This window comes from Nostoc sp. CALU 546, assembly GCF_048836525.1.
The window spans coordinates 39,444-52,201 of record NZ_JAWJTF010000037.1 but is presented as its reverse complement, the minus strand read 5'-3'; the positions used below and the strand labels follow the sequence as shown (position 1 = coordinate 52,201).

6 protein-coding genes are annotated in these 12,758 nt (G+C 41.6%); 1 reads left to right on the top strand and 5 read right to left on the bottom strand.

What is annotated here, in order from left to right; translation table 11 throughout:
* Window positions 1–15: 15 nt before the first annotated feature.
* From RRG12_RS19360 to RRG12_RS19340, 5 genes are all read right to left on the bottom strand, one after another.
* Window positions 16–1,152: an acyltransferase family protein gene (locus RRG12_RS19360; protein WP_420760383.1), complete on the bottom strand. Its 1,137-nt coding sequence runs from the start codon at window positions 1,150–1,152 to the stop codon at window positions 16–18.
* 278 nt (window positions 1,153–1,430) lie between these two features.
* A complete protein-coding gene (locus RRG12_RS19355; protein ID WP_420760382.1) occupies window positions 1,431–6,380 on the bottom strand; it encodes an aminotransferase class III-fold pyridoxal phosphate-dependent enzyme in 4,950 nt (1,649 codons plus the stop codon).
* Window positions 6,374–8,410: a non-ribosomal peptide synthetase gene (locus RRG12_RS19350; protein WP_420760381.1), complete on the bottom strand. Its 2,037-nt coding sequence runs from the start codon at window positions 8,408–8,410 to the stop codon at window positions 6,374–6,376. Before RRG12_RS19350 ends, RRG12_RS19355 begins: the two co-directional genes overlap by 7 nt.
* A 549-nt stretch (window positions 8,411–8,959) precedes the next feature.
* Window positions 8,960–9,121: a hypothetical protein gene (locus tag RRG12_RS19345; RefSeq protein ID WP_420760380.1), complete on the bottom strand. Its 162-nt coding sequence runs from the start codon at window positions 9,119–9,121 to the stop codon at window positions 8,960–8,962.
* 71 nt (window positions 9,122–9,192) lie between these two features.
* Complete coding sequence (locus RRG12_RS19340) at window positions 9,193–9,354, bottom strand: CHAT domain-containing protein (protein ID WP_218107964.1); 162 nt, start codon at window positions 9,352–9,354, stop codon at window positions 9,193–9,195.
* A 313-nt stretch (window positions 9,355–9,667) separates the two neighbouring features.
* Between RRG12_RS19340 and RRG12_RS19335 the strand changes: the two genes are divergently transcribed.
* Window positions 9,668–12,676, top strand: a complete 3,009-nt coding sequence (locus RRG12_RS19335; protein ID WP_420760379.1) for a UPF0182 family protein — start codon at window positions 9,668–9,670, stop codon at window positions 12,674–12,676.
* Window positions 12,677–12,758 lie beyond the last annotated feature (82 nt).

Genomic DNA, 12,758 nt, shown 5'->3' with positions numbered 1-12,758 from the left:
CTACTAACGTTCAATTCATTGTTTAGCAAAGATTGTAGATTTTAAATAATTACGGGCAGGAACTTCTACAAATCTATATGTCAATGATGCAGTCAATAATACAATCATAAGAAATACTCCTAAAGATGTCAATGTTTCATATTCTGTAAACCCTTTACCAAAAGCTTTATTAAATTCATAAATCCAAAATATTTTTAACAATTCTTGAAGGAACCAATGAATCATATAAATTGAGTAAGATATAGTGCCGAGATATAGCATTAACCGTGAACTTAAAAATCTTGATATCACACCATTGTTTTTGACAGATACAGCTAAAATCAGTAGACAAAAAGCTGGTAAAACTAGCCAATCATGAAGGCTACGCCAATAAGACCAGTAGTAATTCATAATCAGAATTATCCAAGTTATAGCTATAATTGCCAGTAAATTAAGATTGAAATACTTTTTATAATCCCCTCTATAATAGACTTTATAAGTTATAATGCCGAGTACGCATTCTAGCCCACATCTAGCTATCGAAGGTATGCCAATAATACTATCTAGATTTCCCCTAGTAAAGGCGATTAGTAGTAATATGCTAAGGAGAGTAAAACTATAAATTATTAAATCGTTTTTGGGACTATTTTTTAATAATAAGAATAATAAAAATGGAAATATGCAGTAAACAACAAACTCTACGCTAATTGACCAAGCAGGTTCATTCCAGTAAGTATCGCACCAAAATAAAGGTGGGCAATTTAAGTCGAAGGCTTGTAGAAGAAAAACGTTAGCAAAAAGGGCAGTTAAGTTAAATTTACCCGTAAAGGCAGAAGTAGGTAGTAAAAATATTTTTATGATTTCTAATCCAACAAACAGAAACAAAATAAATATATGCAGAGGATAAATTCTAGCAAAACGTGATAGTAAGTATGAACGATAGTTAGGCGAGTTAACCTTTAATGAAAAATCCCCAGCATAAACGTGGGTCATTATAAAACCACTCAAAATAAAGAAAAAATCAACCCACAGATATCCATTTTTAAAAAAATCGCTATAAGCTGATAAAGTTGAACCAGTTTTAGGTAAAGTGTAATAGGAGAAATGATGTACAACAACAAATAAAGCTGCTATACCGCGTAGAGAAGTAAGAGGTTTAATGTGTTTATACATTGATTATTTTTAAGTTTAATCATGAGTAAAGTGTAAGTATTTGGCTATTATTTGCTTGTTTCATGAATATACTTTTCACCAGTTACTTATGTTTTGGTCAGGACAAGCTGACCAAAACAACGAAATGTAACAGATACGACCTCATGTCTAACTATTGATTAATTCATAGCCAAGTGAGGTAAATTTTTATCAAAGGAAGCGACCAAAGTCATATCAAAACCTTAATATTGGCAGATTTTTTGCTACTTTCTTGAAGAACATTGCTGTTTCAAAACACTTCAGGAAACACTTGCAACTTGTAGATATTTCCCAGGACGCTCGGTATCGGGAATATACCAGGCGGGGTTCCCTTGGGGATCTCGTCCTAATTTGGCATTAGGTTGCGGAGGACGATTGCGTAAGCTGTTATTGGTAATTTCTGCTCCATTGCGATCGCAGTTTGTTACTTCTATAGGCGGTGCAGACAAGAAGCCAGCAGATTGCATTTCGGCAATACTTTCTTTAAAGGCTGCCATTACAAAAGCCAGATCAGCTTCGGAATGGGCTGTCGTCAAGAAGCAAGGACGGTGATCCCAAGTATGCACTCCCTTATCCCGCAGCAAGTAAAAGAGTAAATCTCCGTAGGCGAACTCTGGTGCAGATTTCACCATAAACAGGGAGCCAAAATTATAAGCTGTGAACGGTGCTTGAACTTGCTGGAAATAACCCATGAGTTCCGCTACAAACTTATCGGTTCTTGCATTAAGATTTTGCTGCAAGCTGGGGCCACTCTGTTTTAAATGCTGAAGTACTGCTTTGGCGGCTGCTAGTGCTAAAGGATGGCGGACAAAAGTACCGGCAAAGTAAGTCACGCCTACTTCTGGAACGGAGTCATCGCCAAACTGCCAAAATCCACCGTCCAAAGCATCCATATATTGTGATTTGCCAGCAATGACTCCAATTGGTAGCCCACCGCCCACAATCTTGCCGTAGGTTGCTATGTCTGCCTTGATACCGAAATGTGCTTGAGCGCCACCTGGATGAATTCTAAATCCGGTAACGATTTCATCAAAAATTAGCGCAATCCCAGCTTCTTCGGTGAAATCACGCAATTGCTGGAGGAATTCTTTGGGCTGATATTCAGGGCGACGGCTTTGCACGGATTCCACCATCACTGCTGCTAACTCATCAGCCCGACTTCTGAGGATTTCTAGAGACTCAGGTGAATCGTAATCTACCACCAAAATGTTCTCTACCATTTCGGGTGGGATACCAGGAGCAGCAGGAATTGACCGGAGTTTCTTTGTACCCCGAACAATTACTTCATCCAAAATACCGTGATAAGCTCCAGAAAATATAGCGATTAAGTTACGTCCTGTGATGGTGCGTGCCATCCGCATCGCTCCCAGAACCGCTTCCGAACCTGTGTTGCAAAAGGCTGCTCGGTCAAAGTTGGTCAACTCACACATCAGCTTCGCCACTTCTCCAACCAAGGGAGTTTGCGGGCCAATTTCCATGCCGAGTTTGAGTTGTGCTTCAATTGCTTCGGTAATGAAAGGTGGCGACCAACCAAACAAATTCAAGCCAAAGCCATTGCTTAAATCGACATATTCATTGCCATCAACATCCCAAAGTTTAGAACCAGATGAACGAGACACCACGATGGGATAAACCATCTCTTTCATCGTCGGGTTAAACCCAGAAACAGTTCTTGGGTCTGCCAAATAAGGGCGATGAGTTTGAGTATATTCTTTAGATTTTTGAGTCCGTTTTGTATATCTTTGGATAATTTTGTCTAGATGAGTGCGTTGTTGCGCTGTCAGAGTTTTAGTCTGGGTCTTTTCAATTCGAGCCGCCGCACCAAATGCCTTTTTAGCACCATTTGACTCTGTTTCTACTGATGCTGATTCTTTGCTGGTTTGGGTTGGGGGGATAGATACAGCGTTTTGTGGCTTGACACCATTATTTTGAGATGTCACCGCAGGTACAACTGGGACTGTTAAAGATTGACTGCTATTACCCAATAGCGCCAATTGCTGGCTCATAATTTGTAGCTGCTGATTAATAACACTTTCTAGGACGTTACTAGATGCAGCAGGTTGCAGGGAAATCTGAGGTGCAAATCCATTTGATCCATTTGTATGAACTTCATGCACTACCAAAGTGGGTGATGTGGTTGCAGGTGGAGGTTCTGGCAATGGTGCTTCTGGAATTGGGTCTGCAACGGTTTCTATTAATCCTAGTGCAGATAAAGTTTCGGGAGACAAGGCTTGATTGATCAAGTCAGCCAACGTTACTAAGTTCGGGCAAATTTCTAGTAACTGCCTAAGTGTTACTTTGACTTTAAATTTTTTCTTCAAAGCTAACCCGACTTGCGTTAGAGATAAGGAATCTAATCCCATTTCTAAAAATGTTGTCGAGTCGTCAACACTAGCAATTTCCAATCCTGATGTTTCTTCGATAACTTCTTTGAGCAGAGGAATAAGCTTTTGCTGAGGGTATGTTGTCATAGTTTGGGTCTTTTCTAATAAATGAGGATTTAAAAGTTTGGAAGTTGCTGCACGATTGGGATGAGGTGGAGGATCAATCCAGAAGCGTTGGCGCTCAAAGGGATAGGTAGGTAGAGGAATTCGTTGTCGCGTTTCCCTTTGATAGAAGTTGCTCCAGTCAATAGATACTCCTGCTAGCCACAGTTGTCCTACTGCCTTGAGTAATGCTGTCCATTCAGCTTCGTTCTCAGCATTATCACTTAGAGAAGGAATGGCTATCTGTTGTTTAATATCTTTTGCTTGTTGGCGGGCTAAGGTCGTAGTTGTGATTCGTGGCCCCACTTCTAACAGTACGCGCTCCGGTTGCTGCCATAGAGTTTGTACGCCCTCCGCAAATCGCACAGTCTGACGCAGATGTGTAGCCCAATACATCGGATCAGTTGCTTGCTGGGCTGTAATCCAGTCGGCGGTAACTGTGGAAACAAAGGGAATTTGGGGAGGTGATAATTTAACTTTCCCAACTACCTCAGCAAAGGGGGCTATGATGCTATCCATCATGGGAGAGTGGAAAGCGTGGGAAGTGTGTAAATGGCGACAGACAACTTCTTCGCTTTCTAGTTGTTTTTGTAGAGCCGCGATCGCCTTTGTGGGGCCAGAAACTACACACAGGGAAGGGCCGTTAATTGCTGCGATCGCTAATTCTGCACTCAATCGTGGCTCTATCTGTTTGGCTGGAAGGCGCACCGAGAGCATCGCCCCTTCTGGTAACTCCCACATGAAGCGACCGCGATTTGCAACCAACATCAGCGCATCTTCTAAGGTGAATACACCCGCTATACAAGCAGCAACAAATTCACCAATGCTGTGACCAATCATGGCTTGGGGCTTGACTCCCCAGCTTTGCCACAGTTGCGCTAAAGCATATTCAATGACAAATAATGCTGGTTGAGTAAAGCAAGTTTGCCGCAGAGAGATAGCCGCAGTTTCGCAATCGCTCGGTGCTGGATACATGATTTCTCGTAAATCCCTACCCAACAAAGGTTTAAGGATTTCAGCACATTCATCTACTACCTCCTGAAACACAGGTTCGCGGTTGTAGAGATTCAGTCCCATGTCTACATATTGCGATCCTTGTCCGGGGAACATGAAGACAACGGCTGGATTGCGGATTTCTGTATGCCGGGTATTTACTTGATTTGGATCTAAAGATTGCAGCGCTGCGATCGCATCTGTGATGTCGTGACAAACTATACTGCGTCGGTAGTTGAAGGCTTTGCGCCCTCGCTGTAAAGTATAAGCTGCATCAGCTAAGTTAATTTCGGAATTATACTGCAAATGTTGGTGTAAATTCGCTGTTGCAGCCTCTAAAGCTTGACTAGTTTTTGCCGAGAGCAACAATAGCTGCTGTGGGCGCGAAGATCCTGAACTTTGGATTTGTGGCGCTTCTTCTAGCACAATATGAGCATTAGTCCCACCGACACCAAAAGAACTTACACCGGCTCGTCGCGGAGTTTCACCTTCTGACCATTCGGCTAGTTTGGTATTTACATAGAAGGGGCTGTTGGCAAAGTCAATTTTGGGGTTGGGAGCCTCAAAATTTAAACTAGGTGGAATCTTTTTATAATGCAGGGCGAGAGCGGTTTTAATTAAACCTGCGACTCCAGCCGCCGCAACTAAATGTCCGACATTGCTTTTAAGAGAGCCGATCGCACAAAATTGTTTAGCATCTGTATGCACACGAAATGCTTGGGTCAGCGCTTCAATTTCAATGGGGTCGCCTAAAGGTGTAGCTGTACCGTGAGCTTCAATATAAGAGATGGTTTCTGGGTGGAAGTTGGCATAAGCTTGGGCCATTGCAACGGCTTCTGCTTGTCCGTCTACGCTGGGAGCGGTAAAGCTTACTTTATCAGCCCCATCATTATTAATACCAGAACCACGAATTACAGCATAGATGCGATCGCCATCATTAAGCGCATCTTCTAAACGCTTGAGGACAACTACTCCTGCGCCATTATTGAACATTGTGCCCTGAGCGCTGGCATCAAAGGGACGACAATGCCCATCTCCAGAGAGCATACTGCCTTCTTGAGTCATATAACCGCTGTTTTGAGGTGTAGTCATAGATACACCACCGGACAAAGCCAAATCGCACTGATAGCTGGTTAAGGCTTGGCAAGCCTGAATGACTGCTACCAAAGAAGTGGAACAGGCTGTATTGACGCTGACGGCTGGGCCTTTAAGGTTGAGTTTGTAAGCCGCACGGGTTGTCAAAAAGTCTTTTTCATTGGCTAGCATCGTCTGAAACTCGCCGATGCGATCGACAATTTCCATACGTCCAGAAATGTGGCTAGCAAAATAAGTATTTTGACCGCAACCAGCGTATAAACCAATCAAACCCTCGAAAGATTCTGATTCATAACCAGCATTTTCTAAAGCTTCATAAACCAACTCTAGAAAAACTCTGGCTTGTGGGTCCATAACCACAGCTTCCAGTGGATTAATGCCAAAGAAGGCAGCATCAAAAGTTTCTCCCCCAGAAATAATTCCTCTAGCTTTCACGTAGCTAGGATCTTTACAAAGGTTCGGATCAATACTAGGGTCTAGTTCGTCATCTTGAAAAAAAGTCGTTGATTCTAATCCCTCACACAGATTGCGCCAAAACTCATCAACATTTCCAGCCCCAGGAAATCTTCCTACCATGCCAATAATGGCAATACCATCATTAGTATCTTGGTTATCGGATGCTTGCATATTTACCATTGCTTAACACCTTGTTGATGATTACGACGACGAGTCCGAGCTGCTTGTTGGCGTTGGGCGCGATTTTGCAGCTTGTCAGAAGATGGTTGGCTATTCTGGTTGGAATGCAAATAGTTTGCTAAAGAGCCAATCGTTGAATACTGAAATAACTTCACAGCAGATAGCTCAATACCAAGTTCCTGTTTTATTCGCGCAGCAACTTGGAGAATTGAGATTGAAGTTGCTCCCAAATCAAAGAAATTATCATCAATCCCAACGCGATCGATTTTGAGCAGTTCGGATAAAATACCTGCAAGCAGACGCTCTAAATCGGTTTGGGGAGAAATGTAAGCTTGTTCCAGTTGTGGACGTTCTCTACTTGGTGCTGGCAATTTATGTCTATCGACTTTACCATTGGCAGTCAAAGGCAGCGACTCTAACATCACAAATGCTGATGGCACCATGTAATTAGGTAGTCGCTGTTGTAAGAAACCACGTAATTTATTGTGCGTATATCCACTGTTATAGTGAGGAACAATATAAGCTGTCAACTGTTTTTCAGCTGCTTCATCCTGACGAGCTAAAACGACAATTTCCCGAACATCAGGATGTTGTGCAATTTCCCGCTCAATTTCACCTAGTTCAATTCTGAAACCGCGAATTTTTACCTGATTGTCAATACGACCTAAGAATTCTACTTTGCCATCTGGAAGATAACGAGCTAAATCTCCAGTCTTGTAAAGGCGCGTTTCTAAATTGCTATCAAATGAGTGAAAAATAAATTTTTCGGCAGTCAAATCGGGACGGTTTAAATAGCCTCTAGCTAATCCGTCACCACCAATGTACAATTCGCCAGCTTCTCCTATTGATACTGGTTGGAGGTTTTGATCTAATATATAAACTTGGGTATTAGCAATTGGGCGACCAATAGGAATAGAAACATCTGGTTGCAGTGGCGCTGTTATAGGATGGCAACAGGTAAAAGTTGTATTCTCAGTTGGCCCATAACCATTAATTAGCTGACAGTTGTCCACTGTTTGCAGAAACTTCTGCACATGTGGAACAGATAAGACATCACCACCCGCTAAAAGTTGACGCAAGGATTTCAAAGCATCTATTTTTTCATCCACTATCAGGTGGAATAAACCAGCTGTCAGCCAAAGAGTAGTAACTTGATATTGCTGAATAATCTGTCCTAATTCTTCTAAAGATGGTGTATGAGGAGGATAGATTATTAATTGCCCACCGTTTAGTAAGCAACCCCAAATTTCAAAAGTTGAAGCATCGAAGGAAATAGGAGCAAGTTGCAGAATTATTTCTTCATCTGTGAGGTGAGCATAATTAGTTTCCTTGACTAATCTAACTACACCACGATGGATAACGCTAACACCTTTGGGTGTACCTGTAGAACCTGATGTATACATGACATAAGCCAAGTTATCAGCAGTGACACTAGTGTTTAGGTTCTCTTTGTTATTTTGGGAGATTGTATTCCAATCTGTATCTAAACAAATTACAAATGCTGTATGAGTAGGTAATTTTGCAACTAATTCTTTTTGAGTTAATAGTATTGATACCTGGGTATCTGATAGCATGAAAGCTAAACGTTCTTGTGGATAACCTGGATCTAATGGTACATAAGCTCCACCAGCTTTGAGGATAGCTAAAAGTGCCACAATCATTTCTAAGGAGCGCTCTATGCAGATTCCTACAAGAGTTTCTGTTTCTAACCCTAGTGATTGCAGATGTTTTGCTAGTTGATTAGCCCGACTATTCAAATCTCTATAAGTAAGATGCTGATTATTAAAAATTAGTGCTACAGCATCAGGTGTTTTCTCTACTTGTGCTTCAAACAACTGATGAATACACGCTTGCTGAGGATAATTAGTTTGAGTATTATTCCACTCGTTCAGTAGGTGCTTTTCGGATTCTTTCAAGATCGGTAATTTTAAATTATCTAGTTCTAAGTTATTTTTTGATAATGAGGGTTTACACTCAGTTGCCAGCAATTTATTTTTATTTTGAGCTAATGAATCAGTTATTGATTTCATATTTAATGTCCACAAAAAATATTTTTTTTGCAATCCATGTGATTTTTAATTAGTGCTGCATTTTTAACTTAACAGATTTATGTGTTGGCGATGCAGTTAATGTAACTTACTAAAATATACAAAATTCAGAATGATTACTGAGTGAAATATTAAAATTTGTTCCAAAATTTATATTAAAGATAGTTTTATATATTAACGATATAGATTTTTGGATAAACCAGTGAGCTATATAAATCGAGTACGATATGGTTTTGAGATAAATGAGTAACAAAGTGTACTGACTTTTGTTTAAAAATCAAATATGAGTCCTATATTAAAAGACTAATTTCACAACAAATTATGCCGCAATCCCACAAGATTTGTGTGAAAGGGTACTGACTCTAAGATTTAGTTCTCTTATTCTGACCTATTTCCTAAAAATCGTAGTTATTTTCAATACATCTTCATTGAAAATTAAAACTTGAGAGATGGTTTGCAATGGGAGTATTAACTGTACGTTCGCTCATGTTGAGAGGAGATGAAGAATAAGTACTTGAGGAACTGTTCTTATCACGGACTACCAGTCATAGTGAATGGTGCCCAATAAAACGGATGGGAGAGATTACCAACGATATTTTGTTGTAAGTAGGTTACCATTTGCGGTGGCAAAGATACGCCTTGATTTGTGCCAGTTAATTGATTGCCTTCAATTCGCACCTTTCCCTGAATCATTACTAACTTTGCTTATCGCAGTGCTTCTGCTTTAATTGGTGCAGTCTTTAACTGGCTGTAAAACTCCGTCATTAGTCGGCATCCGAGACGCACCACAAACTGGCAATAGCCGACTTAACACCGGTCTGTATCGCTAACCCCGCAAAACCCAACTCCGCTTGTTCATCCCTAAAAGCTGATTTACAAGTCCGACCTTTAGATTCATACAAAGCCGTGTAATTAAGTTTGGTCAAGATTATCTGTGATGGGATGTAAAAAATGCATGGGCTTTGCGAAATTCAGCTATTGTAGAAAGTAGTAATAATTTTTGGAAAAGTATTAACGAGTCACATTGAAGAGTCTCCCACCAACAAGTAAGTATGGTAAGGGATAAAAGCCGCTCTGTGACTCGGTATTGGGGACTGGGAAAACATTCCAAAATATGTTCCGGATTAGAGCCAATTTCATAATTTTTCGTTTGAAAACCCAATCCCTAGTCCCCAATCCCTTTTACTACTTTCCTTAATGCGGTAAGGTTGACTTTGCAGATAGTTTGGCTGCCAGTGAATGTATTGGAAATGGGGCTTTAGACTATTAATCGGATTCTTGGGGCTGTGGCTACTACTGGATCTGGGTTCCCGCATGGGAGCAGAGATTTTGTGGTTTCAGGAAGTTGGCTACCTCCAAGTATTTCTGTTGAGGGTGGTGACTCGTGGTGTTTTGTGGATAGTGGTGGCTGGAATAACTGCTGCCTATCTACTACTAAATCTGTCTCTAGCACAACGGCTAAAATATTCCCAGTCTTTGAAGATTGAGGAATTCAAGCGTGAGGAAGCAAAACTCACCAGTGAATTAACAAATTTTCTCAGTCCTCATAATCCAAGACGCAACGAAACTGGGATACTTTCGCCGCAACGGTTTAAAAAATTAAGATTGCGTGGGTTATTACCCCTAAGTCTTGTACTGAGTTTGTTAATCGGTTTGATGCTGGCTCATTATGGTCAAATTGCTCTTTCCTACTGGAATTATCCAGTTAATCAGGCTAGTTTACCCATTCCCGCCCTATTTCGACCAGAGACAATCTGGCAACTCTTGAGACAGATTGTCTCTCAAGTCTGGTATCTCGGTTTAATTGGGGGAGTAACGATCGCAATCTTAATTTATCCCCAATTTTTATTAACTGCGATCGCAATTTTATTCAGTCCCATGTTTGGGTTCATCTTATTCCAACACTGGCCAAAGGTGCTGCAATATTTCCAGCCCACTCTTTTCAACAGCACTGAGCCTTTATTTGGTAAAGATATCAGCTTTTACGTATTTTCCTTACCCGTTTGGGAACTGCTAGAACTCTGGCTGATGGGATTATGTTTGTATGGCTTCGTCGCCGTTAGTCTCACTTATCTCCTGTCAGGAGACAGTTTGAGTCAGGGAATTTTCCCTGGTTTTTCGCCCCAGCAGCAGCGTCATTTATACGGTATGGGTGGCTTGTTGATGCTGGTAGTGGCTCTGAGTTATTGGCTGAGTCGTTATGAACTCGTGTATTCTAACCGTGGTGTTAGTTATGGTGCCAGCTACACGGATGTGATAGCCCAGTTGCCAGCTTATACCGTCTTGTGCATTGTGGCAGTAGCGATCGCAATTTACCTAATTTGGCGAACATTTTTCTGGAAACCCAAATCCCAGTATCGTCGCTTAGTATTTTACGGATTAGGGGTTTATCTAGTACTAGTTGTATTAGCTGATGTTGTTCTACCTGCTGTGGTGCAATATTTAATTGTCCTACCTAATGAATTGCAACGGGAGCAACCCTACATTCAGCGGACTATCGCTTTGACTCGCCAAGCATTCGATTTAGAGGCGATCGATTCCAGAGGCTTCAACCCTGAAGGAACACTGACTGAAGCTGATATTCAAAAGAATGACTTGACAATTCGGAATATTCGCCTTTGGGATCAGCGACCACTGTTAGAAACGAACCGTCAGTTGCAACAAATTCGACCGTATTATCGGTTTCCCGATGCCGATATTGATCGGTATACTCTGAAAACAGATGTAATTTCCCGCCGACCATCAGCCCCTCGAAACCCACCAGAACCTCAGCCGGAAGGAAGTGAATCAACGGAAAGGCGGCAGGTATTAATTGCAGCACGAGAATTAGACTACACTGGCGTACCACAGGAAGCTCAAACATGGGTTAACCGCCATTTAATTTATACCCACGGTTTCGGGTTTACTGTTAGCCCAGTTAATACAGTCGGGCCGGGTGGGCTACCAGAATATTTTATCAAAGATATTAGCGGTGATAGTAGCGCTCTGACAACCTCCAGTGAAGCCATTCGTGACAGTATTCCCATTGGACAACCCCGAATTTATTACGGTGAAATCGCCAATACCTACGTAATGACTGGCACAAGAGTTCGAGAGTTAGATTACCCCAGTGGTAGTGACAATGTTTATAACTCTTACAATGGTGTGGGTGGCGTTGAAATCGGTTCAGCATGGCGACGGTGGTTATTTGCCATGTATTTGAAAGATTGGCAAATGGTGCTAACGCGGGACTTTCTGCCAGAGACAAAGCTGTTACTGCGGCGAAATGTCAAGCAAAGAATTCGAGCGATCGCACCTTTTCTTAAATTTGACAGTGATCCTTATTTAGTAGCTGCTGCGGCTAATGAAGATTTCCCCAAAAATCCTAGTTATCTTTACTGGATTGTTGATGCGTATACAACAAGCGATCGCTATCCCTACTCAGACGCAGGTAGCGATAGTATTAACTACATTCGTAACTCGATCAAGGTAGTGATTGATGCTTATAACGGCAGTGTAAATTTTTATATTGCCGATCCCAGCGATCCAATCATTGTCACTTGGTCAAAAATATTTCCCAATACCTTCAAACCGCTCAATGCTATGCCAGTTAGTCTCCACAGTCATATCCGCTATCCTGTGGACTTCTTTAAAATTCAATCTGAGCGGTTGATGACCTATCACATGACTGACCCACAGGTATTTTACAACCGGGAAGACCAGTGGCAGATTCCTAACGAAATCTATGGCAGTGAAACTCGTCCGGTAGAGCCGTATTATTTGATTACTAGTCTACCCACTGTACCTTTTGAGGAATTTATTCTGCTTCTACCCTACACTCCCAGACAGCGGACTAATTTAATCGCTTGGTTAGCGGCGCGATCGGATGGTGAAAACTACGGTAGATTATTTTTATATACTTTTCCCAAAGAAAGACTAGTTTACGGGACAGAGCAAATCGAGGCACGGATTAACCAAGACCCAGTAATTTCTCAGCAAATTTCCCTGTGGAATCGCCAAGGGTCGAAAGCCATTCAAGGCAATTTACTAGTAATTCCCATTGAGCAATCCCTGCTGTATGTCGAGCCGATCTATCTAGAAGCCACACAGAATAGTCTACCAACTCTGGTGCGGGTAGTTGTGGCTTACGAAAACCGGATTGTCATGGCCCAAACCTTAGAACAAGCATTGCAGGGAATTTTTAAACCAGAAGTCACACCAGCCCCGGCAATTATCCGTCCCTTTGAAGAAGCAGCCCCACCAGGTTAAGATATTTTAGGACTAAATAGTTACATAGCAGATCACAGTGAGCGATCGCCATTAACAAAATTTATTGCAACAGCCATAGTTT

Excerpts from the sequence above, each read along its gene's own strand:
- RRG12_RS19335 (WP_420760379.1), top strand. The coding sequence starts at position 9,668 with ATGTATTGGAAATGGGGCTTTAGACTATTAATCGGATTCTTGGGGCTG.
- RRG12_RS19345 (WP_420760380.1), bottom strand. The coding sequence starts at position 9,121 with ATGATTCAGGGAAAGGTGCGAATTGAAGGCAATCAATTAACTGGCACA.
- RRG12_RS19360 (WP_420760383.1), bottom strand. The coding sequence starts at position 1,152 with ATGTATAAACACATTAAACCTCTTACTTCTCTACGCGGTATAGCAGCT.
- RRG12_RS19350 (WP_420760381.1), bottom strand. The coding sequence starts at position 8,410 with ATGAAATCAATAACTGATTCATTAGCTCAAAATAAAAATAAATTGCTG.
- RRG12_RS19355 (WP_420760382.1), bottom strand. The coding sequence starts at position 6,380 with ATGGTAAATATGCAAGCATCCGATAACCAAGATACTAATGATGGTATT.